This is a genomic window from Curtobacterium sp. ODYSSEY 48 V2 (genome assembly GCF_023712625.1).
Lineage (GTDB): Bacteria > Actinomycetota > Actinomycetes > Actinomycetales > Microbacteriaceae > Curtobacterium.
In genome coordinates, this window is sequence record NZ_JAMAXX010000001.1 from 508,273 (window position 1) to 529,859 (window position 21,587).

Below are 21,587 nucleotides of genomic sequence, written 5' to 3' on the forward strand. Positions count from 1 at the left end.
GGCGACTGCCGTCCGGCCCGGGTGTGTCAGTTGTTCGTGAAGCCCACGAGCAGGCCGCCCGTGATCCGCACACTGAGGTTGTAGAGGACGCTCACGATCGCGCCGAGCACGGTGCCGACGACCACGTTGAGGATGCCCACCACGACCGAGAACCCGAGGACCTGCCCGAGCGAGAACTGGTCCATGATCGAGTAGCTGTTCTGCCCGGTGACGTCCTTGAGCAGGGCGTCGATCTGGGTGAACACACCGGTCTGGTTGAGGATGACCCAGACCAGCGCGGTCGCGACGATGATCACGATCGAACCGGCGAGCGCGATGAGGAAGCTCAGCTTCACCATCGACCAGAAGTCGAGGTACACCAGACGCAGGCGGACCTGCCGGGTACCGCTGGGACGTTTCGCCTTCTTCTGGAGCTTCTCGGCGACACTACTCATTGTTCGACTGGTCCTCTCCGGCCTCGTCCTCGACAGGCTCGGTGTCGGCGGGGTCGGCGGGTTCGGGGGCCGCTTCGTCAGGGCTCACCGTCTCCACCGGGCCCGCAGGCTCGATCTCGGGGTCGGCGTCGTCCTGGTCATCCAGGTTCCGCTCGCTGTTCCGGGCCACCGCGATGATCCGGTCGTTCTCCGCGAACCTCGCGAAGACCACACCCATCGTGTCGCGACCCTTGGCGGGCACCTCGGACACGGCAGACCTTACCACCTTGCCCGATTGCAGCACGACGAGCACCTCGTCGTCCTCGCCGACGATGAGCGCCCCCACGAGGTCGCCCCGATCGGCGGCCAGCTTGGCCACCTTGATGCCGAGACCACCGCGGCCCTGCACCCGGTACTGGTCGACCGAGGTGCGCTTGGCGTAGCCGCCCTCGGTCATCACCCACACGTAGCCGTCGTCCGACACCACACGTGCGGCGAGCAGTGCGTCGTCGCCGCGGAAGGACATGCCCTTCACGCCGGAGGTCGACCGGCCCATCGGACGGAGGGTGTCGTTGGTCGCCGTGAAGCGGAGCGACATGCCGTGCTTCGACACGAGCAGCAGGTCGTCGGTCTCGTCGACGAGCAGTGCCTGGCGGAGCTTGTCGCCCTCGCGGAGGTTGATCGCGATGATGCCGCCGGTGCGGTTGGTGTCGTACTCGGTCAGCGCGGTCTTCTTGACCAGACCCTGCTCTGTCGCGAGCACGAGGTACTGCGCCGCCTCGTAGTCGCGGATGTCGAGCACCTGCTGGATCTGCTCGTCGGGCTGCATGGCGAGCAGGTTGGCGACGTGCTGCCCCTTGGCGTCACGGCTCGCCTCCTGCAGCTCGTACGCCTTGGCGCGGTACACGCGACCCTGGTCGGTGAGGAAGAGCAGCCAGTGGTGGGTCGTCGTGACGAAGAAGTGCTCGACGATGTCGTCCGCGCGGAGCTGCGCACCCTTGACGCCGCGACCGCCGCGGTGCTGCGACCGGTAGTTGTCGCTCCGCGTGCGCTTGACGTACCCGCCGCGGGTGATGGTGACGACCATCTCCTCTTCCGGGATGAGGTCCTCGATGGACATGTCACCGTCGTAGCCGAGCATGATCTCGCTGCGACGGTCGTCCCCGAAGCGGTCGACGATCTCGGCGAGCTCGTCGCCGATGATCGTGCGCTGCCGGGTCTCCGACGCCAGGATGTCCTGGAAGTCGGCGATCTTGCGCTCGAGTTCCTCGGCCTCGTCGTGGATCTTCTGGCGCTCGAGGGCGGCCAGGCGGCGGAGCTGCAGCTCGAGGATCGCGCGTGCCTGGATCTCGTCGACGGACAGCAGGTCCATCAGGCCGGTCCGCGCCTCCTCGACGTCGGGCGACCGACGGATGAGCGCGATGACCTCGTCGAGGGCGTCGAGCGCCGCGAGGTAGCCGCGCAGGATGTGCGCGCGCTTCTCGGCCTCGCGGAGCCGGTACTGGGTACGGCGGACGATGACGTCGATCTGGTGGTCGACCCACGCCGAGATGAAGCCGTCGAGCGACAGCGTGCGCGGCACCCCGTCGACGATGGCGAGCATGTTCGCGCCGAAGTTCTCCTGCAGCTGCGTGTGCTTGTACAGGTTGTTGAGCACGACCTTCGCCACCGCGTCGCGCTTCAGCACGATGACCAGGCGCTGACCGGTGCGGCCGGAGGTCTCGTCGCGGATGTCCGCGATGCCGGCGAGCTTGCCGTCCTTCACGCCCTCGGCGATGCGGATCGCCAGGTTGTCCGGGTTCACCTGGTACGGCAGCTCGGTGACGACCAGGCACGTGCGGCCCTGGATCTCCTCGACGTTGACGACCGCGCGCATCGTGATCGAGCCACGACCGGTGCGGTAGGCGTCCTGGATGCCCTTCGTGCCGAGGATCTGCGCGCCGGTCGGGAAGTCCGGGCCCTTGATCCGCTGCATGAGCGCGCCGAGGAGCTCCTCGCGCGTCGCGTCCGGGTGTGCGAGCGCCCACTGGGCGCCCTCGGCGACCTCGCGCAGGTTGTGCGGGGGGATGTTCGTGGCCATGCCGACCGCGATGCCGACCGACCCGTTGACCAGCAGGTTCGGGAAGCGCGCCGGCAGGATCGACGGCTCCTGCGTGCGGCCGTCGTAGTTGTCCTGGAAGTCGACGGTGTCCTCGTCGATGTCCCGGACCATCTCCATGGCGAGCGGTGCCATCTTGGTTTCGGTGTACCGCGGGGCCGCGGCGCCGTCGTTGCCCGGGGACCCGAAGTTGCCCTGGCCGAGCGCGAGCGGGTACCGGAGCGACCACGGCTGCACGAGGCGGACGAGCGCGTCGTAGATCGCGCTGTCGCCGTGCGGGTGGAACTGGCCCATGACGTCGCCGACGACGCGGGAGCACTTCGAGAACGCCCGGTCCGGCCGGTAGCCGCCGTCGAACATCGCGTAGATGACGCGGCGGTGGACCGGCTTCAGGCCGTCACGGACCTCCGGCAGCGCACGTCCGACGATGACGGACATCGCGTAGTCGAGGTACGACCGCTGCATCTCGAGCTGCAGGTCGACCTGCGAGATGCGGTCGCCGGAGACCACGATGTCGCCTACCTCGCCGTGCACGATCTCGGGCTGCTCGTCGGCGCCGTTCTCGTTGTCGTCAGCCATGTGGCTTGGTCACCTTTCTGGTGGCCCTCCGGTCGTCGGCCGGGAGGCACTGGTTCCGTCGGTCGCGCCGGGCGCGACCACAGGGGGTCGGGACTGGTCGACGCGGCTGGCACCGCGCCTCCAGGCCGGTACTAGATGTCGAGGAAGCGGACGTCCTTGGCGTTCTGCTGGATGAACTGGCGTCGCGACTCGACGTCCTCACCCATCAGCGTCGCGAAGACGCTGTCGACCGCGGCGGCGTCCTCGAGCGTGACCTGCAGGAGCGTGCGGGTGTCCGGGTTCATCGTGGTGTCCCAGAGCTCCTTGTAGTCCATCTCGCCCAGACCCTTGTAGCGCTGGATCCCGTTGTCCTTCGGGATGCGCTTGCCGGCGGCGATGCCCGCCTGCATCAGGGCGTCGCGCTCCCGGTCGCTGAACACGTACTCGTGTGCCGCGTTCGACCACTTCAGGCGGTACAGCGGCGGCTGTGCGAGGTACACGTACCCGCGCTCGATGAGCGGACGCATGTAGCGGAAGAGCAGCGTGAGCAGCAGCGTCGTGATGTGCTGACCGTCCACGTCGGCATCGGCCATCAGCACGATCTTGTGGTACCGGGCCTTGTCCGGGTCGAAGTCCTCGCCGATGCCGGCGCCGAACGCCGTGATCATCGACTGGATCTCCTGGTTGGCCAGGGCGCGGTCGAGGCGGGCCTTCTCGACGTTGAGGATCTTGCCGCGCAGCGGCAGGATCGCCTGGGTCATGGGGTTGCGACCCTGCACGGCGGAACCACCGGCGGAGTCGCCCTCGACCATGAAGATCTCCGACAGCGTCGGGTCCTTCGACTGGCAGTCCTTGAGCTTGCCGGGCATGCCGCCCGACTCGAGCAGCCCCTTGCGCCGGGTGGTCTCGCGGGCCTTGCGGGCGGCGAGCCGGGCTTGCGACGCCTGGATCGCCTTCCGCACGACGTCGCGCGCCTGGGACGGGTTGCTCTCGAACCAGTGGGTGAGCTCGGTGCCGACGACGCGCTGCACGAACGACTTCGCCTCGGTGTTGCCGAGCTTGGTCTTCGTCTGGCCCTCGAACTGCGGCTCGCCGAGCTTCACGGAGATGACGGCGGTCAGCCCTTCGCGGATGTCGTCACCCGTGAGGTTGTCGTCCTTCTCCTTGATGATCTTGGTCTCGCGGGCGTACCGGTTGACCAGGCTCGTCAGGGCCGCACGGAAGCCCTCTTCGTGGGTGCCGCCCTCGTGCGTGTTGATCGTGTTCGCGAAGGTGTGGACGCTCTCCTGGTAGGAGGTGTTCCACTGCATGGCGATCTCGAGCGCGATCTTGCGCTCGGTGTCCTCGGCCTCGATCGCGATGACGTCGGGGTGGACGAGGTCCGCCTTCTTCTGCGCGTTGAGGTACTCGACGTAGTCGGGCAGCCCGCGCTCGTAGCGGAAGGAGTCACGGCGCGACTCCTCGCCCTCGTCCGGGGTGCGCTCGTCGGTGAGGTTGATGCGGAGGCCCTTGTTGAGGAAGGCCATCTGCTGGAAGCGCGTGCGCAGCGTCTCGTAGTCGAACTCGACGGTCTCGAAGATGTCGGCGTTCGGCCAGAACGTGATCGTGGTGCCGGTCACGTCGGTCTCCTCGTCCTTCGAGACGGGGGCGACCGGGACGCCGTCGGTGTAGCTCTGGCGCCAGACGTGGCCCTGGCGGCGGACCTCGACGTCGAGCTCGGAGCTCAGGGCGTTCACGACGGAGGAGCCCACGCCGTGCAGACCACCGGACACCGCGTACCCGCCGCCACCGAACTTGCCGCCGGCGTGCAGGACGGTGAGGACGACCTGGAGCGTCGAGACGCCCTCGGCCGCGTGGGTGTCGACCGGGATGCCACGGCCGTTGTCGACCACGCGGACGCCGCCGTCCTCGCGGATGGTGACGTCGATCGTGTCGCAGTAGCCGGCCAGTGCTTCGTCGACGGAGTTGTCGACGATCTCCTGCACCAGGTGGTGGAGACCGCGCGGACCCGTCGAGCCGATGTACATGCCCGGGCGCTTGCGGACCGCCTCGAGCCCCTCCAGCACCTGAATCTGGTCTGCGCCGTACGATGGTTCCGTCGGTGGAGCCTGCTCGGTCTCGTCCTGCGGGATCGTCCGGTCGTCGTCAGATTCTGATGCCATGTCGGGATTGCTCCTGCCTGCGCGCGGAACGCCCGCACACTGCACTCGCCAGTCTACCGCAGGAGCCCCTCTCCACGGGGCTCATCCGCCCGCTGGACGGGTGTTCTTCATCCCCGAGGACGATTTCGTCGCGTCAACCGTAGGTGTCGCGAGGACCACGCCCCTGGACGGTCCTGGGACCGCGTTTCCAGGTGGGGACGTCCGGGCCGGAAACCCGGATCGACTGCACGCCCGCTCCCGGGTGCCGCTCGGCGATCGTCGTCGTCACGGTCGCGCGCATCAGACGGAGCTGCGTCGCCCACGCCGTCGAGTCGCAGCGGATGACGAGCGTGCCGTCGTCGATCGTCATCGGGCGCGAGTGCTTCGCGAGTTCGTCGCCCACCACGGCGGGCCAGTCGACGAAGAGCTCCGAGCGCGCCAACGGCTCCGACCACCCGAGTTCCTGGGCCAGCGCGCCGACCACGTCGCCGAGCCCCCGGGGTTCGCGACCCTTGCCGTACGGGACCGTGTCGGCGTCGAGCTCGCGGGACCGGCGACGTCGGGCGTCGACGGTGCGGAGGGACGGGTCGCCGAACACGGCGCGCAGGTGCCGGTACACCCGCGAGGGCTCGGAGGGCTTCCACGGCTTGGGCATCAGGCGCGAGCCTCGTCCGTCACGATCGTGCCCGCCTCGATCCGAACGGTGTGGGCGGCGAGCTGGTCGGGCACGTCCCCGAGCACCGCGGCGGTGATGAGCACCTGCTCGTAGTCGGCGACCGCCCCCGCCAACCGTTCACGCCGTGACTCGTCGAGCTCGGCGAACACGTCGTCGAGGATGATGATCGGGTCGCCGAGCGTCGACTCCGCCCGGAGCACCGCGGCGCCGGCGAGCTTGATCGCGAGGGCGAACGACCACGACTCGCCGTGACTGGCGTACCCGCGCGCAGGTAACCCGTTCAGCTGGAAGAGCACGTCGTCGCGGTGCGGTCCGACGAGGGTCAGTCCGCGGTCGAGTTCGTCCCGACGCCGACGCTCGAGCGCACCACGGAAGGCCTCGGCCGCAGCGGCGACGGACACCGGTTCGTCCGGCGTCCCGAGCACCGGGTCGGTCGCGGCAGCGTCCTCGGGGTCACCGCCGCGCACGCTGAGCACACCCGAGATGGTCGCCTCGTGCCGTTCGCCCGCGACGGTGGCGTAGGCCTCCGTGACGAACGGCGCGAGCCGACGGGTGAGGTGGTCGCGGGCCGCGATGATCTCGGAACCGAACGCGACGAGCCGGTCGTCCCAGACGTCCAGCGTCGCGAGGGAGCCGGACCGCGCACCGCTCGCCCGTGCCGACTTCAGCAGGGTGTTCCGCTGCTTGAGCGTCCGGTCGTAGTCGGCGAGCACGCCCTGCATCCGGGGTGCGATCTGGCCGAGCAGCTCGTCGAGCATGCGCCGACGGCCCGAGGGCTCACCGCGGACGAGGGCCAGGTCCTCGGGGGCGAAGAGCACGCTGGTGCAGTACCGCGGCAGTTCGCGGGGCTTGATCGCGGCCCGGTTGACCTGCGCGCGGTTCGACCCGGTGCGGTTGATCTGCACCTCGGCCAGGATGCTGCGGTCCTCGTGCGCCAGTCGAGCGCGCACGATCGCGGCGTCGCAGCCCTGACGGACGAGGGCGGCGTCGGTCGGGACCCGGTGCGACCCGAGGGTCGAGAGGTAGCCGATCGCCTCGACCAGGTTGGTCTTGCCCTGTCCGTTCCGCCCGACGAACAGGTTCGGCCCGCGTGCGAGGTCGACGTCCGCCTCCCGGTAGTTCCGGAAGTCGGTGAGTTGCAGGTGGTCGACGTGCACGCGGGCCGGGACGAGCTCAGGTGGTGACCTGAACTACGCCTTCTTCACGGCGTGACCGCCGAACTGGTTGCGCAGGGCCGCGACGGCCTTCATCGTCGGGGACGCACTGCCCTGACGCGAGACGAAGCGCGCGAAGATCGACGCGGAGATGGTCGGCATCGGCACGGCGTGCTCGATGGCCTCCTCCACCGTCCAACGGCCCTCGCCGGAGTCGTCGACGTAACCCTCGATGGCGTCGAGCTTCGGGTCCTCGTTCAGCGCGAGGACCATCAGGTCGAGCAGCCAGGAGCGCACGACGGTGCCGCGCTGCCACCCGGCGAAGACCGCGGGGACGTCCTTGATGATGTCCTTGGCCTCGAGGAGCTCGTAGCCCTCGCCGTACGCCTGCATGATCGCGTACTCGATGCCGTTGTGGACCATCTTGGCGTAGTGACCGGCGCCGACGGGGCCGGCGTGCGAGAAGCCCTCCTCGCGGGGGCCCTCGGGACGGAGCGCGTCGAAGACCGGCATGGCGAACTCGACGTCCTCGGGGGCGCCACCGACCATCAGGCCGTAGCCGTTGTCCTTGCCCCAGACACCACCGGAGACACCGGCGTCCATGTACCGGATGCCCTTGGCGTCGAGCTGCTCGGCGTGGATCGTGTCGTCCAGCCACTTCGAGTTGCCACCGTCGATGACGAGGTCGCCCTCGCCCAGGACGCCGGCGAGGTCCGTGATCACGTCGTCGGTGATCTTGCCGTGCGGGACCATGACCCACACGAGCTTCTTGCCCTCGGGCAGTGCGGCTGCCAGGGCGCCGAGGTCCGCGACGTCGGAGACGGCGGGGTTCGCGTCGTACCCGGTGACCTCGATGCCTGCGTTGCGGAGACGGGCACGCATGTTGTTGCCCATGCGACCGAGGCCGACAAGACCGATGTGCATGATTTCCTCTTCTGTTCGTCGTCGCGCTGGTGGCCAGAGGCGCGTCAGCGCAGTGGTACGGCTGTTGCGCTATCGCAGCAGGAGATTGGGCTGCAGCAGGTACCGGTATCCGTCCGTCGCCGCGGCCTCTTGCGAGGTCTGCCCGGTGATGAGCACCGGACCCGGCTTGTTGGGGTTCTCCGTCTTGGTGAAGGAGATGCGGACGAACTCGGAGTGCACCGCGTTCAACCCGTCCAGGAGGAAGGCGGGCTTCAGCGAGACCACCGTTTCCTCCCCGGTCAGCAACGCACTGATCGACTCTGACGCCTGCGCTTGTTCGGATCCGATCGCCTCGAGCGTGAGCCCGTCGACCGAGAAGGAGAACCGGAGCGCCGCTTCGCGCTCCAGGACGAGGGAGACCCGTCGGACGGCCTCGACGAGTTCAGCGGTGTTGATCACCGCGTGGTCGTTCACCGTCTCGGGGAAGAGCCGGCGGACCGGCGGGTAGTTGCCCTTGATGAGCAGCGAGGTCACGGTCTTGTCGTCGGCGTGGAACGCGATGAGCTCGCGGTCCGACGACCCGCTGATCGAGACCGACACCGTGGACGCCGACCCGAACGTGCGGCCGACCTCCTGCAGGGTGCGGGCGGGGACGAGCGCGTGCAGCGGGTCGGATCCGACACGACCGGAGTCCCACGCGATCGTGCGGACCGCGACGCGGTAGCGGTCGGTCGCGATGAGCGACAGGTCGTTGTCGCCGACCTCGAGCTGCACACCGGTGATGACCGGGGTGACGTCGTCGCGGCTCGCGGCGACGGCCACCTGGGACACGGCCTCGGAGAAGGCGTCGCCGGGGACGACCCCGGTCTGCTCACCGATCTCCGGCAGCGTCGGGTACTCCTCGACCGGCATGGACAGCAGCGTGAAGTGCGCCGATCCGCAGGTGACGGAGATCTTCGTGTCCTCGGTGGTGAAGGTCACCGGGGCGTTCGGCAGTCGGCTCGAGATGTCGTTGAGCAGACGGCCGGAGACGAGCACGGTGCCCGGTTCGTCGATCTGCGCCGTGATCGAGGTCTGCGCCGAGACCTCGTAGTCGAACGACGACAGCGTGAGCCGATCGCCCTCGGCGTGGATGAGGACTCCGGACAGGATCGGGAGGGTCGTGCGCTGTGGGAGGAGCTTCACCGCGAAGGAGACGGCTTCGGAGAAGACGTCCCGGTTGACCTCGAACTTCACAGCTGGGACCCCTGTCGATCGGTGCGGACTGTCCGGCCGCCCCATTGTGGCACAGCGGAGCAGGGCCCGGATTTCTTGTCATCCCGCCGTCCACAAGGTTGGCCCGCGGAACTTCATCGTTAACCAGGATCAATGGTGTTAACGCCTGTGCACAGTGTGGATAACTCTGTGCATCCCGCTTCTCCACAGGGAACTACACACGTGTGAGTTGTGAGTCCCGTGTTGGCAGCGTCTGGATGAACAAATCTCATCTATCCGCTTCCATCCCCAGTCTCCACAGGTGGGTACAGAACTGTGAACAACCGGACCGCGTGTCCTCCACAGTTATCCACAGGCTTTCCACACTGGGGGAAACTCGGCGCATGGAACCGTCTCAGATGGTGGATGCGCGCCGAGGTGGGCCTCTCCGAGGCCGTGGGGCGGGCCTCCCGGTCGGACACCGGTGCGACGGATGTCGGGTCGAGGGGAGACGACGGACGGGAGGCACGGTGCCGAGTCGCACCGTGCCTCCCGTCCGTCAGCTGCTCGCGTCCGCGTCCTGCTCGCGTCCGCGTCAGCGGTAGCGGCGGTCCTGCTTGATGCGGCTCGTCAGCTCGGTGACCTGGTTGTAGATCGACCGTCGTTCCTTCATCAGCTCGGTGATCTTCTTGTTCGCGTACATGACCGTGGTGTGGTCGCGGTTGCCGAACAGCTGCCCGATCTTCGGCAGCGACAGGCTCGTCATCTCACGGCACAGGTACATGGCGATCTGCCGCGCGGTCGCGATCGCCTGCGACCGGGACGAGCCGTACAGGTCGTCGACCGAGAGCTTGAAGTACTCCGCGGTGTGGTTGATGATGTCCGTCGGCGCGATCACGTTGTCGTCGTCGAGGGTGATCAGGTCCTTGAGGACCGTCTGCACCAGGGCCATGTCGACGGCCGTCCGGTTCAGGCTCGCGAACGCCGTGACGCGGATGAGCGTCCCCTCGAGCTCACGGATGTTGCTCGAGACCTTCGACGCCATGAACTCGAGGATGTCGTCGGGGACCTGCAGGTGGTCGGACTGCGCCTTCTTGCGCAGGATCGCGATGCGCGTCTCGAGGTCCGGCGCCTGCACGTCGGTGATGAGGCCCCACTCGAACCGTGAGCGCATCCGGTCCTCGAAGCCGGTCAGGTGCTTCGGCGCGACGTCCGACGTGATCACGACCTGCTTGTTGTGGTCGTGCAGCGTGTTGAACGTGTGGAAGAAGGCCTCCTGCGTGGAGTCCTTCCCCTGCAGGAACTGGATGTCGTCGATCAGCAGGATGTCGATGTCGCGGTAGCGCTGCTGGAACTGGTTCGACCGGTTGTTCGCGATCGAGTTGATGAAGTCGTTGGTGAACTCCTCGCTCGACACGTACCGGACACGGATGCCCGGGTAGAGGCTCTCGGCGTAGTGGCCGATCGCGTGGAGGAGGTGCGTCTTGCCGAGACCGGAGTCGCCGTAGATGAAGAGCGGGTTGTACGCCTTGGCCGGAGCTTCGGCGACCGCGACCGCGGCGGCGTGGGCGAAGCGGTTCGACGAGCCGATGACGAAGTTGTCGAAGTTGTACTTCGGGTTGAGTCGCGACTCGGGGCGACCACCGGTGCCCGGGGAGTCGATCTGGCTCGGGACGAACGGTGCCTCGATGTACTGGCGGGGTGCCGCGCTCTGCTCCACCGGCGCCTGCACCGGCTCCGCGTACTCGGGGACGTGGCTCGGGACGACCGCCTCGACCCGCGGTTCCGACGCCATGTCCGGGTTCACCGTGATGGCGAAGTTCGCGACCGAGTCGTCACCGACCCGCGACACGGCCTCGGTGATCGGGACGCGGATCCGCTGCTCGAGCATGCCCCGTGTCAGGTCGTTGGGGACCTCGAGGTAGAGGGTGCCGGCGAGCACGCCCTTCGGTTCGACCAGGTTGAGGAAGCCGTGCAGCTGCGGGGTGATGCGGTCGTCCTCGGAGAGGAGGCCCAGGACGGAGGACCAGAGGTCCTCGACGGGGTCGGCCGGCATCGTCATTCGCGCTGGTCTCCTGGTCTGGTGTCGGTGTGCTGGTGTCGTGGCGCCGGTCCCGTGCCGTGGTGCTCGGTGCTCGGTGCTCGGTGCCCGGAACGGCGGGACTCCGGCGCGCCGGGTCGGTGCCGCTCCGCGAGTGGTGTCCGGCGCGGCCGATCCACGGGCCGGACCGCCGTCACGCCGTGGCGGTGATCCACAGGGTTGTCCACAGTCCTGTCCACGGTGGCCCGGCTGCGGACGGTGAGGTGACTCCCCCGTCGCTCCGCGGAACGGGCCGATCGATCACACCACTGTAAAGGGTCCGACCGAGTCGTACCGAACGCACGTTTTCCCCAATGTGGATGATGATCGTGCGCTCACCTCGGACGAGGGCGCCCGTCGTCGCCGTTTGACCTCACCGCCGCTGTCACGTACCGTTAACCAGTTGACTGCGGCCACCTGGTCGCGCCCATCGTGTCGTTCGGCCTCGTCGAGCGGCTGTCCAGACATACGTGTCGGCTCGCGCTGAGCCCGTCCTCGAGCGCAGCCGTGTGGAGATCATCATGAGCAAGCGCACCTTCCAGCCGAACAACCGTCGTCGCGCCAAGAAGCACGGCTTCCGCGCCCGCATGCGCACCCGTGCCGGCCGCGCCATCCTGGCCGCGCGCCGCGGCAAGGGCCGCACCGAGCTCAGCGCCTGATCGGGCTGCGCCCCTCGGGGCAGCGCCTGATCCGGTCCCGAATCGGAACCCGGTAGCGATCGTGTTGGCCCGCGCCAACCGCATCGTCCGCGGTGAGGACTACCGGTCCGTCGACCCGTCGGGGCCGAGCCCGGTCCGGACGACCCGACCCGCTTCGGGTTCATCGTCGCGAAGACGGTCGGCAACGCCGTCACCCGCAACACGGTGCGACGTCGGTTCAAGGCGATCGCCCACGATCTGCTGACCGAGGTGCCGACCGGCCACGACGTGGTCATCAGGGCCTTGCCAGCCGCGGCGCAGGCCGGATGGCCTAGCCTGCTCGGAGACGTCTCGCGCTCCTTCGCGCGCGGGGTGGAGAAGGCAGCATGAACCGCATCCAGTGGACCCGGCTGGCGTTGAACCGACTGGCCTGGGTCGTCGCGTTGCTCCCGCGCAACGTGTGCGTCGTCGTGCTGCGCGCCTACCGCGCGGTCATCTCTCCCCTGTACGGGAACGTCTGCCGCTACCACCCGTCGTGCTCACGGTACGCGCTCGAGGCCATCCAGCAGTACGGCGTCGTGCGCGGGTCGGCGATGGGGGCCTGGCGGATCGCGCGGTGCAACCCGTGGGCCGCAGGCGGGATCGACGACGTGCGTGGTCGCCGCCGCCCCTACCGCCTGACCCGGTTCGGGTTCGTGCTCCCCCCGTCCCAGCTGCACCCCCAGCCGTCCGGCGATGCCCGTCGTCCGGTCCTGCTCCCCCAGCGCACTCGAAAGGCGTGACCGTCCTCATGGACTTCATCGGAACGATCCTCTGGCCACTGAAGTGGGTGGTCTCGGCGATCCTCGTGGCCTTCCACTGGATCTTCGAGTCGATCGGCATGGACCCGTCGGCCGGCATCACCTGGGTGCTGTCGATCATCTTCCTCACCTTCGTGGTGCGGGCCGCGCTCATCCCGATCTTCGTCCGGCAGATCAAGTCGCAGCGACGCATGCTCGAGGTGGCGCCGCAGCTGAAGAAGATCCAGGACAAGTACAAGGGCAAGAAGGACCAGTTCTCGCGTGAGGCCATGAGCCGCGAGACCATGGCCCTCTACAAGGAGACCGGGACGAACCCGCTGAGCTCCTGCCTGCCGCTGCTCATCCAGATGCCGATCTTCTTCTCGCTGTACTCGGTGCTGCACGAGGCGCAGATCAACAAGACCGGCATCGGTCTGCTCACGAACACCCTGGCGCAGGACTTCGGCAACGCGGCGCTGTTCGGCGCTCCCCTGCACGAGACCTTCACGAACGCCTCCGGGTGGGAGGTCCGGGTCATCGCGGGCTTCATGATCGTCGTGATGACCGCGTCGCAGTTCGTCACCCAGCTGCAGCTCGTGGCGAAGAACATGTCGCCGGAGACCAAGGCGTCGCCGATGTACCGCCAGCAGAAGATGATGCTGTACATCCTCCCGCTGGTGTTCGTGATCTCGGGTCTGAGCTTCCCCCTCGGCGTCATGTTCTACTGGCTGGCCTCCAACATCTGGACGATGGCGCAGCAGTACTTCGTCATCCGCAGCATGCCGACCCCGGGTTCCGAGGCCGCACTCGCCCGTGAGGCCCGCCTGGCCAAGAAGGCCCAGCGTCGCGGCACCCCGGTGCTCGCCGAGGCCGGCGCTGGCTCCACCGCGGTCGAGGTCGAGCCCGTCCGCGTGACCACGCAGCGTCAGCAGCCCGTCGGCAAGAACCGCTCCAAGAAGAACGGGAAGAAGTAAGTGACCGAGCAGGACACCGCACCCACCGTCGACGCCGCGGCGGAGACCGAGACCGACGAGGTCCGCGACGAAGCGGACATCGCGGCGGACTACATCGAGGAACTCCTCGACATCTGCGACCTCGACGGGGACATCGAGATCGAGGAGCGTGGCGGACGGGTGTACCTGTCCGTGAGCGACGAGGGCGGCGCACTGCGGGTGCTCTCGAAGCCGGACACGGTGTCGGCCCTGCAGGAGCTGACCCGCATCGCCGTGCAGGCCGAGACCGGCGAGTTCAGCCGCCTCATCCTGGACGTCGGTGGCTCGCGTGACGCCCGAGCGACGGAGCTCCAGCGTCTGGTCGACACGGCTGTCGAGCGCATCGAGAGCGGTTCGACGTCGGCGGCGCTCCCCCCGATGTCGTCCTACGAGCGCAAGCTCGTGCACGACCTGGTTGCCGAGAAGGGCTTCCACTCGGAGTCCGAGGGCGAGGGACGAGACCGCCACACGGTCGTCACGCGATGACCGACGAGGTCACGCCGGTCCTCGAGCGGGAGCCGGCTGCCGCTGCGCAGCTGTTCGGCGACCGGATCGAGGTCGCACGGTCCTTCACGGCCGAGCTCGCTCGTCGCGGCGAGGAACTGGGCCTCATCGGACCCCTCGAACTCCCCCGTCTCTGGACGCGACATATCCTCAACTCTGCCTTGCTCGCGCCGCTCCTGGAGGCCGATGGTCGCGTCGCGGACGTCGGTTCCGGAGCGGGGCTGCCTGGCCTGGTGCTCGCGATCGCCCGTCCCGACGTCTCGTTCACGCTCATCGAACCGATGGAGCGTCGCTGCGACTGGCTGAACGCCGAATCCGAGCGACTCGGGCTGGGGAACGTCACCGTCCTCCGCGGGCGGGCCGAGGACGTCGCAGACTCGGTCGTCGTCGACCAGGTCACGGCTCGTGCGGTGAGTGCGCTGTCGAAGCTCATCCCGCTCACGGTCCCGCTGGTGCGGTCGGGCGGTCAGCTCATCCTGATGAAGGGTGCGCGGGTCGACGAAGAGATCGAGAAGGCTCGGAAGGTGATCCTCCGGAAGCGCCTGGCCGATGTCGAGGTGCTCGAGCTCGGAGACGGTGTGGTCGAGGAGACCACGCGAGTCTTCCGGGCTACAGTTGACTGACGCCGCGGCTGGGTCCGGCTGTGCTGGACCAGAGAGCCCGACGTTCCACGTGGAACACTGACCCGGGGAAGAGGTCTTCGTTGAGTTCATCGACCGACTACGACTCGTCGACGCCCCTGGCTCGCGAGATCGCTGACCTCAACCGGCGGCGGCGAGCGATCGCCACGCAGCAGTTCCCGCTCCCCGCGAAGACTCGCGTGTTCACCGTGTCGAACCAGAAGGGTGGCGTCGGGAAGACGACCACCACGGTGAACCTCGCGGCTGCCCTCGCGCACGGTGGTGCCCGTGTCCTGGTGATCGACCTCGATCCGCAGGGCAATGCTTCGACCGCGCTCGGGGTCGAGCACCAGGCCGAAGTGACCAGCGTCTACGACGTGATCGTGGACGAGGCGCCGATCGCCGATGCTGTTCAGCGATCGCCAGAGTCCGAGACGCTCTGGTGTGTCCCGGCGACCATCCACCTGGCGGGTGCGGAGATCGAACTCGTCTCCCTCGTGGCGCGCGAGCAGCGGTTGCGCACGGCGCTCGACCAGTACCTGTCGTCGCTCGAGGAGCCGTACCACTACGTCTTCATCGACTGCCCGCCCTCCCTCGGCCTCCTGACGATCAACGCATTCGTCGCCGCGCAGGAGGTGCTGATCCCGATCCAGACCGAGTACTACGCGCTCGAGGGCCTCAGCCAACTCCTGCGGAACATCGAGCTGATCGAACGCCACCTCAACCCGAACCTCCGGGTGTCGACGATCCTGCTCACGATGTTCGACGGACGCACGAACCTGTCCAACCAGGTTGCAGCGGACGTCCGTGAGCACTTCGGCGAGCAGGTGCTGAAGGCCGTGATCCCCCGGTCGGTGCGCGTCAGCGAAGCACCGAGTTACGGACAGAGCGTCGTGTCGTACGACGTCAACTCGTCGGGCTCGCTCTCGTACCTCGAGGCAGCCGCCGAGATCGCAGCACGAGGAGCGCAGGACTGATGGCACCCAAGCGAACTGGACTCGGACGAGGCATCGGCGCCCTGATCCCGACGGCGTCGGACCAGCAGGACCGGCCCGTCGACGTGTTCTTCCCGACGGGCGGCTCCCCGGCCTCGGCACCCTCCGCCGGTGCGACCGCTGAGGACCTCGTCGCCGTTCCCGGCGCACGTCTGGCGAACCTCAATCCGCTCGACGTCGTGCCGAACGGACAGCAGCCGCGCAAGGAGTTCCGCGAGGAGGAGCTCCAGGAGCTCGTCCACTCGATCCGCGAGATCGGTGTGCTCCAGCCCATCGTCGTCCGTCCGATCGCCGGCGCATCAGGCACCGAGGCGCAGTACGAGCTCATCATGGGTGAGCGTCGTCTGCGTGCCACGAAGGAGCTCGGGCTCGCGACCATCCCCGCGATCGTCAAGGACACCCCTGATGACGCGATGCTTCGGGACGCGCTGCTCGAGAACCTGCATCGTGCACAGCTCAATCCGTTGGAAGAGGCGTCGGCGTACCAGCAGCTGCTCGCGGACTTCGGGATCACGCAGGAGCAGCTCGCGCAGCGCATCGGCCGGTCGCGTCCGCAGATCACGAACACGATCCGTCTGCTCCGGTTGCCCTCCCCCGTCCAGCGCCGCGTCGCTGCCGGTGTGCTGTCCGCGGGACACGCACGTGCCGTCCTCGCGGCACCGGACGCCGAGGCGATGGAGTACCTCGCCGAGAAGATCGTCAACGAGGACCTCTCCGTCCGGGCCGCAGAGGCGATCGCGCAGCAGTTGTCGGCCAAGACGCCGGTGAAGCCGAAGGCGGAGCCGACGAAGCGACAGGCGCACTTCAACGACCTCGCCGAGCGCATCGGTGATCGGTTGAACACACGCGTGAAGATCGCGGTTGGTGCTCGCAAGAGCTCGGTGACGATCGACTTCGCGAACGGCGATGATCTCAACCGCATCCTCGGCGAGCTGGGCATCAGCGACATCGCTGGCTAGACGCGCTCGGAGGCCGTCGTTGGTGCAGGGATGGCGCCCTTTGGCCGTGTGCGGAGCGTACTGTGCGTCCCCGTCATCCAGTCCCCGGTCGGACCTGTTCGGCCGCCTGCGGGGCGTACGGCGGCGTTGACGAGGCGTCGAGGGCGACAGCTGCGCTCGCGCGTTCGCCAAGGCCGTCTGAGGCAGTGTTCCACGTGAAACGTCTGGATCCGGTTGTTCGGGTCAGCCGTCTCGTCTCCCGAGGGTGCTCGGGCTCTCGCGGCCTGCACATCTCGACGATGTGCCGATGTGCCGATGTGCCGATGTGCCTGCTTGCCTGCCGGTGGTCCCTGCAAGCTGGAGAAGGCTGCGTACGTCGCCGAGTTCTTCCGGTGCTACCGATCGGAGTCTGCGCCGGCGTACGGCTCGCGGAGTGCAGCTGGGGTGAGCGGGCGGCAGTACGCGGATCGCATGGTCGGTACGCGATGAAGGGCCACCGGACGTGCTGGCAGCATCACTGCTCCATGGTCTCTCTCCCTCTTGTCCTCCGAGTGCGTCGGTCGTCGACCTCGACCTCGACCACGATCCTCGTGTTCGCGGTACCGGCTGTGCGCCCATCCAACGAGTGGTCGTGCGCGACAGAAACGGCTTGGTGCTCGGCCTCCCTGGCAACGGCGACGGCGGCGGCGCAGCGATGCTTGTGACGGCGTTCGATCAGAACACCCGGAACGGGTGCGACGCCGGACCTCGGGCGGACGACGGCCGCGTGGCTTGGTGCTGAGACCCGACCTCACACCGTAAGCGGGCAGCGCATCCTTCGTCCTCACGCTGGCGGTACGAGCGAGCTGGCGCTGTGGACTTCGAACTGAGTAGGTCGGCCCAACCCGGATGTGCGCAAGGTGTGACACCGAGCGGTCCGTCTGCGGCTACGGGTGGCACGGCTCCCTGGCCGTCGGCAGCACCGTCGGGCGCCGCGGACGGTCGGTGGTGGTGCGACGACCTCGACGGCGCCAGGTGATGCCTACCTCGCCGCCTGGTGACGGTAGCGGGACGTCCGGGATGAGGATGCAGATGCCCGGGCCATCCACGGGAGGCGACCTGCGAAGGGTGTCGTGCGGATGGCCCGCATCCCGTGGCTGCGCTGCATCAGGATCGGAAGGGGCTCGCTCTACTCGAACTCGTCCGCACTGATCGTTCTGCAGCGCCGATCTCCCCCGCTCGGCCCGCGACGCGCGCGGAGTGAACCGGGCCGCGGGATACCGTCTCTGGGCTGGCGGGGGTTCATCGAGGAGGACGAGGATCGCTGCGACCGACGGCATCGGCTCAGGTGAGGCTCGAGCCAAGCCGTTCGGCGGTGCGAGCGCGAACCCGATGCATCCTGCGACGCCCGGAGGCCACCGTCGGGGTCGACCAGGACCGGAGCGATGTGCGGCACCTGTGCTCCGGATGCACCAATTCACGACCGGCTTGCCCGTGGTGCACGAGGCGCCCTGAGTCCGCTCCTGAAACAATGCGAGGCTCGGGGCTGCACGAAGGGTCGAGGTTGGAGAATCGGCGGCGCGGTGCACCTCGACGACGACCGTCGTGCGAGAGCCGTCCGCACCCGGTCAGCAGCAGAGGGACCGATCGGCGCAATCTCCGCTTGGGAACCGGCGATGCAGTAGCCCTACCGCGCTGGTGAGCGTGATCGGCCTCCGCGCCCCTCGCCCGATGGAGATGACGAACGCACGCCGGCTCTGTTCCCCGCGTCCGGATCACCTGGTTCGGTGCGCTCCCCGGAGACGTCCTCGTCAACCGTCCCACGACGGGCGACAGTGCATCCGGCGACCACTCGTCGGAGTGTTTCACGTGGAACGGCGGGTCCGGAGGAGCTTCCAGATTCCGACGGCGGCGAAGACCGGCTTCGCCCAGAGCATCTCTCCGACGCGATAGTCCAGCGCTGGGGCCAGTTTCGACGCGAGGTGCGCGTCCTGGCGGCGGAGGTACGTTCGCCCCTTCGCGGCGTGGAGTCCGTTCGAGCAGATGACGACGCGGTCTGCGGCGGCGATCATCGGCCTCGCGTTCGCGATGTTCTCCCATGTGGAGACGCTGTCGCGGTCCTTCCTGACCGCACCGGTCCACCCGAGCCGGCGCACCGCATTCTCGAGCAGATCAGCCTCAGGGAACGCCCCGCGCACCGCTCCGCCGCAGCACACGATGATGGCGGTGTCACCCGCTGCTTCGTACCGCCGCGCGGTGCGCACGGCGATACGGGCGCGCCATCGGTTCACCGCGTTCGGGTCGGGGCCTGCATTCGCGAAACCGAGGACGACGATGGCCGTCACCGCTCCGGTGCCCGCTGTCCTCCCTGCGGTGCGAGTCGGAATCGTGCCGAGCGCGCGCCGCGCAGTCATCGATGCCACAGCATGAGCAACCTCGCCGACGATCGCGGCAGCGCCCAACGGGACGGCCACAACGAGCAGGGGCAGTGTTCCACGTGGAACACTGCCCCTGCGTCGTACTGACATTGGTCAGCTGCGGTGGTCGCGGATGGCCTGTTCGGCGAGCTCCGCGTAGGTCCAACCGAGGTCGAAGCCGGAGGCACTCAGCGCCTGCGGAACGAGGGAGGTCTCGGTCAGACCCGGGAGGACGTTGGCTTCGAGGAACCACGGCGTCCCTGCCGCATCGATGATCAGATCGACGCGCGAGATGTGGCGGAGACCGAGCGCCTTGTGCGCTGACACGGCTGCGTCTGCGGCGGCGGAGGCGAAGTCGCCCGACAGTCGGGCGGGCGTGAAGAAGGTCGTCTCCCCCGCGTTGTAGCGCGCCTCGAACCCGTACGTCCCGCTCTTCGGGACGATCTCGACCGCCGAGAGCGCCACGGGGCCGTCACCCGTGTCGATGATCCCGACGGCGACCTCGGTGCCGCGGATGAGCTGTTCCACCACGACGTCGTCGCAGTAGGTGTACGCGCTGACCATTGCACGCGGGAGATCGTGTGCGTCCTCGACGAGCGTGACCCCTTGTGCGCTCCCGCCTCGTGCCGGCTTCACGGCGAGCGGCACCGGGTGTTCCGCGGCGATGGCGTCGAGGACGCCCACGGCACCGAGCTCGCGGAAGACGTCGTGCGACAACGTGACCGACCGAGGGGTCCGCACACCGGCCCGCGCGACGAGCGCGGACGAGGTGGGCTTGTCCCATGCCAGCCGGGCTGACGTGGAACGGGAGCCGACGAACGGGATGTCCAGCGCCTCCAGGATGCCCCGCAGCGCGCCGTCCTCGCCGGAAGCGCCGTGCAGGGCCGGCCAGACGACGTCCGGGCGTGACTCGCGCAGCGCGGGCAGGAGCGACGCGTCGGCATCGCGCAGGTCGACCGTCCAGCCGTAACCGGTCAGTGAGTCGGCGACGCGTCGCCCTGACCGCAGGGAGACGTCTCGTTCGTGCGAGATCCCTCCCGCGACGACGACGACGTGACGACGGGTGAGCTCGGCCATGCGAGGGTCCTCCGGGAAGAGCGAATGATGAAAGTGCTGATCAGGACACGTTCGGCGGCGGCGCGACGACGGTGGAGCGCGACTCGGACACCGCGCTCGGACGGGTTGTGTGTCCGAAGGTCTCGAGGAGCTCGAGCTCGTCGTTGATGACGGTGGCCAGGCGCTTGACGCCGACCCGGATCTGATCGGGGGTCGGGTAGCAGAAGGACAGGCGGATGTTGCCGCCGCCACGGCCGTCGGCGTAGAAGGCGGTCCCCGGTGTGTACGCGACGAGTTCCTTCACGGCACGGGGCAGCATGCCCTTCGAGTCGAGGGCGTCGGGCAGCGTCAGCCAGACGAAGAACCCACCGTTCGGCTTCGTCCAGGTGAGGTCCGGCAGGAACTCCCCCAGAGCGGCCATCATCGCGTCCCTGCGCTCCGCGTAGAGGCCCCGGAAGGTGTCGACCTGCCCCTTCCAGTCTGCGGCGTCCAGGTAGGCGTTGACGACGTACTGACCGAACGAGTTCGGCGCGAGGACGGCCGACTCGTTGGCGAGCACGAGCTTCTCGCGGATGGCGTGCGGGGCGAGGGCCCAACCGACACGGAAGCCTGGAGCCAGGGTCTTCGAGAAGGACCCGAGGTACACGACGCCCTCGTCGTCGATCGACCGGATCGCCTGCGGAGCGGGCTCGTCGAACCAGAGCAGGCCGTACGGGTTGTCCTCGAGCACGAGGATGCCGTTCGAGCGGCAGATGTCGAGGACCTCGATGCGGCGCTCACGGCTCATCGTGACACCCGCCGGGTTGTGGAAGTTCGGGATCGTGTAGAGGAACTTGATCCGCTTGCCCTGCGTGCGCAGGTTCGCGATCGCCTCGCGCAGCGCTTCGGGGACCAGGCCGTGCTCGTCGGTGGTCACGTGGACGGTCTCCGCCTGGTACGAGCGGAAGACCCCGATGGCGCCGACGTACGACGGCGACTCGGCGAGCACGACGTCGCCCGGGTCGATGAAGAGCCGCGTGACGAGGTCGAGCGCGTGCTGCGAGCCGGTGGTGACCACGACGTCCTCGGCGCTGGCACGGATGCCCTCGAGGCTCATCACGTCGACGATGTGCTCACGGAGGGAGCGCAGGCCCTGCCCACCGCCGTACTGCAGCGCCATCGCGGCGTCCTCGGTCATCACGCGGTCGATGGACCCCGTGACGAGCTCTCGCGGGAGCGCCGAGACGTACGGCATGCCGCCGGCGAGTGAGACCACCTCGGGCCGCGATGCCACGGCGAACAGGGCTCGGACCTCGGAGGCGCTCAGCCCGGCGGTGCGCTGGGCGTAGGAGTCGTACCAGGGGTCGAGGCTGTTGCCGTTCGTCATCGTGTGCTCCGTTCAGTGGGACATTCCCGCCACACTACGACATGCGTTGCCGGATCCGCGGTGGGAGGCGGGGGCCGATCCTGAAG

The 21,587-nt window shown here is 68.2% G+C and carries 19 protein-coding genes; 8 read left to right on the top strand and 11 right to left on the bottom strand.

Annotated features, from left to right (window positions below; genetic code table 11):
* Positions 1-26: 26 nt before the first annotated feature.
* The 8 genes from M3666_RS02500 to dnaA all read right to left on the bottom strand — a co-directional run bounded on the left by M3666_RS02500 (position 27) and on the right by dnaA (position 11,199).
* Complete coding sequence (locus M3666_RS02500) at positions 27-434, bottom strand: DUF3566 domain-containing protein (RefSeq protein ID WP_066651132.1); 408 nt, start codon at positions 432-434, stop codon at positions 27-29.
* Positions 427-3,090: a DNA gyrase subunit A gene (gene gyrA / locus M3666_RS02505; protein WP_066651131.1), complete on the bottom strand. Its 2,664-nt coding sequence runs from the start codon at positions 3,088-3,090 to the stop codon at positions 427-429. Before gyrA ends, M3666_RS02500 begins: the two co-directional genes overlap by 8 nt.
* 131 nt (positions 3,091-3,221) lie before the next feature.
* A complete protein-coding gene (gene gyrB / locus M3666_RS02510; protein ID WP_245172033.1) occupies positions 3,222-5,231 on the bottom strand; it encodes a DNA topoisomerase (ATP-hydrolyzing) subunit B in 2,010 nt (669 codons plus the stop codon).
* A 133-nt stretch (positions 5,232-5,364) separates the two neighbouring features.
* A complete protein-coding gene (locus M3666_RS02515) occupies positions 5,365-5,865 on the bottom strand; it encodes a DUF721 domain-containing protein (RefSeq protein WP_066651128.1) in 501 nt (166 codons plus the stop codon).
* Complete coding sequence (recF, locus tag M3666_RS02520) at positions 5,865-7,043, bottom strand: DNA replication/repair protein RecF (protein ID WP_251154394.1); 1,179 nt, start codon at positions 7,041-7,043, stop codon at positions 5,865-5,867. The genes M3666_RS02515 and recF overlap by 1 nt, the downstream gene beginning before the upstream one ends.
* A gap of 33 nt (positions 7,044-7,076) precedes the next feature.
* Positions 7,077-7,964: a phosphogluconate dehydrogenase (NAD(+)-dependent, decarboxylating) gene (gene gnd, locus M3666_RS02525; protein ID WP_066651124.1), complete on the bottom strand. Its 888-nt coding sequence runs from the start codon at positions 7,962-7,964 to the stop codon at positions 7,077-7,079.
* Between the two features lie 69 nt (positions 7,965-8,033).
* Positions 8,034-9,179 (bottom strand): DNA polymerase III subunit beta, encoded by a 1,146-nt coding sequence (dnaN, locus tag M3666_RS02530; RefSeq protein WP_066651122.1) that lies wholly within the window; start codon positions 9,177-9,179, stop codon positions 8,034-8,036.
* A gap of 553 nt (positions 9,180-9,732) precedes the next feature.
* Positions 9,733-11,199, bottom strand: a complete 1,467-nt coding sequence (gene dnaA / locus M3666_RS02535; protein WP_066651121.1) for a chromosomal replication initiator protein DnaA — start codon at positions 11,197-11,199, stop codon at positions 9,733-9,735.
* 539 nt (positions 11,200-11,738) lie between these two features.
* Here dnaA and rpmH point away from each other — a divergent pair.
* From rpmH to M3666_RS02575, 8 genes are all read left to right on the top strand, one after another.
* The gene (rpmH, locus tag M3666_RS02540; RefSeq protein WP_043595303.1) at positions 11,739-11,876 is read left to right on the top strand and encodes a 50S ribosomal protein L34; all 138 of its coding nucleotides are present in this window, start codon (positions 11,739-11,741) and stop codon (positions 11,874-11,876) included.
* A 162-nt stretch (positions 11,877-12,038) separates the two neighbouring features.
* Complete coding sequence (locus M3666_RS16980) at positions 12,039-12,245, top strand: ribonuclease P protein component (RefSeq protein WP_374109567.1); 207 nt, start codon at positions 12,039-12,041, stop codon at positions 12,243-12,245.
* Positions 12,242-12,637 carry a membrane protein insertion efficiency factor YidD gene (gene yidD / locus M3666_RS02550; RefSeq protein ID WP_251154395.1) on the top strand — a complete coding sequence of 132 codons (396 nt, stop codon included), beginning with the start codon at positions 12,242-12,244 and terminating at the stop codon, positions 12,635-12,637. The genes M3666_RS16980 and yidD overlap by 4 nt, the downstream gene beginning before the upstream one ends.
* An 8-nt stretch (positions 12,638-12,645) precedes the next feature.
* The gene (gene yidC, locus M3666_RS02555; RefSeq protein WP_066658860.1) at positions 12,646-13,608 is read left to right on the top strand and encodes a membrane protein insertase YidC; all 963 of its coding nucleotides are present in this window, start codon (positions 12,646-12,648) and stop codon (positions 13,606-13,608) included.
* Positions 13,609-14,112: a R3H domain-containing nucleic acid-binding protein gene (locus M3666_RS02560; protein ID WP_251154396.1), complete on the top strand. Its 504-nt coding sequence runs from the start codon at positions 13,609-13,611 to the stop codon at positions 14,110-14,112. It abuts the gene before it with no gap.
* Entirely contained in the window at positions 14,109-14,753 is a 645-nt protein-coding gene (gene rsmG, locus M3666_RS02565) for a 16S rRNA (guanine(527)-N(7))-methyltransferase RsmG (protein WP_251154397.1), read from the top strand. Before M3666_RS02560 ends, rsmG begins: the two co-directional genes overlap by 4 nt.
* A gap of 80 nt (positions 14,754-14,833) precedes the next feature.
* The gene (locus tag M3666_RS02570; protein WP_066657539.1) at positions 14,834-15,727 is read left to right on the top strand and encodes a ParA family protein; all 894 of its coding nucleotides are present in this window, start codon (positions 14,834-14,836) and stop codon (positions 15,725-15,727) included.
* Positions 15,727-16,704: a ParB/RepB/Spo0J family partition protein gene (locus M3666_RS02575; RefSeq protein ID WP_251154398.1), complete on the top strand. Its 978-nt coding sequence runs from the start codon at positions 15,727-15,729 to the stop codon at positions 16,702-16,704. Before M3666_RS02570 ends, M3666_RS02575 begins: the two co-directional genes overlap by 1 nt.
* A gap of 1,823 nt (positions 16,705-18,527) precedes the next feature.
* Here M3666_RS02575 and M3666_RS02580 read toward each other — a convergent pair.
* From M3666_RS02580 to M3666_RS02590, 3 genes are all read right to left on the bottom strand, one after another.
* Positions 18,528-19,076, bottom strand: a complete 549-nt coding sequence (locus tag M3666_RS02580) for a YdcF family protein (protein WP_251154418.1) — start codon at positions 19,074-19,076, stop codon at positions 18,528-18,530.
* Positions 19,077-19,193: 117 nt separating this feature from the next.
* Positions 19,194-20,156, bottom strand: a complete 963-nt coding sequence (locus M3666_RS02585; RefSeq protein WP_251154399.1) for a D-alanine--D-alanine ligase — start codon at positions 20,154-20,156, stop codon at positions 19,194-19,196.
* 40 nt (positions 20,157-20,196) lie between these two features.
* Entirely contained in the window at positions 20,197-21,501 is a 1,305-nt protein-coding gene (locus M3666_RS02590; protein WP_209684773.1) for a PLP-dependent aminotransferase family protein, read from the bottom strand.
* Positions 21,502-21,587: the final 86 nt, after the last annotated feature.

What these genes read in the sequence shown, in the direction of transcription:
- yidD (WP_251154395.1), top strand. Translation starts at nt 12,242, where the DNA reads ATGAACCGCATCCAGTGGACCCGGCTGGCGTTGAACCGACTGGCCTGG.
- M3666_RS02590 (WP_209684773.1), bottom strand. Translation starts at nt 21,501, where the DNA reads ATGACGAACGGCAACAGCCTCGACCCCTGGTACGACTCCTACGCCCAG.
- M3666_RS02500 (WP_066651132.1), bottom strand. Translation starts at nt 434, where the DNA reads ATGAGTAGTGTCGCCGAGAAGCTCCAGAAGAAGGCGAAACGTCCCAGC.
- dnaA (WP_066651121.1), bottom strand. Translation starts at nt 11,199, where the DNA reads ATGACGATGCCGGCCGACCCCGTCGAGGACCTCTGGTCCTCCGTCCTG.
- M3666_RS02575 (WP_251154398.1), top strand. Translation starts at nt 15,727, where the DNA reads ATGGCACCCAAGCGAACTGGACTCGGACGAGGCATCGGCGCCCTGATC.
- M3666_RS02585 (WP_251154399.1), bottom strand. Translation starts at nt 20,156, where the DNA reads ATGGCCGAGCTCACCCGTCGTCACGTCGTCGTCGTCGCGGGAGGGATC.
- M3666_RS02515 (WP_066651128.1), bottom strand. Translation starts at nt 5,865, where the DNA reads ATGCCCAAGCCGTGGAAGCCCTCCGAGCCCTCGCGGGTGTACCGGCAC.
- yidC (WP_066658860.1), top strand. Translation starts at nt 12,646, where the DNA reads ATGGACTTCATCGGAACGATCCTCTGGCCACTGAAGTGGGTGGTCTCG.
- rpmH (WP_043595303.1), top strand. Translation starts at nt 11,739, where the DNA reads ATGAGCAAGCGCACCTTCCAGCCGAACAACCGTCGTCGCGCCAAGAAG.
- M3666_RS02580 (WP_251154418.1), bottom strand. Translation starts at nt 19,076, where the DNA reads ATGACTGCGCGGCGCGCGCTCGGCACGATTCCGACTCGCACCGCAGGG.
- gnd (WP_066651124.1), bottom strand. Translation starts at nt 7,964, where the DNA reads ATGCACATCGGTCTTGTCGGCCTCGGTCGCATGGGCAACAACATGCGT.
- rsmG (WP_251154397.1), top strand. Translation starts at nt 14,109, where the DNA reads ATGACCGACGAGGTCACGCCGGTCCTCGAGCGGGAGCCGGCTGCCGCT.
- gyrB (WP_245172033.1), bottom strand. Translation starts at nt 5,231, where the DNA reads ATGGCATCAGAATCTGACGACGACCGGACGATCCCGCAGGACGAGACC.
- gyrA (WP_066651131.1), bottom strand. Translation starts at nt 3,090, where the DNA reads ATGGCTGACGACAACGAGAACGGCGCCGACGAGCAGCCCGAGATCGTG.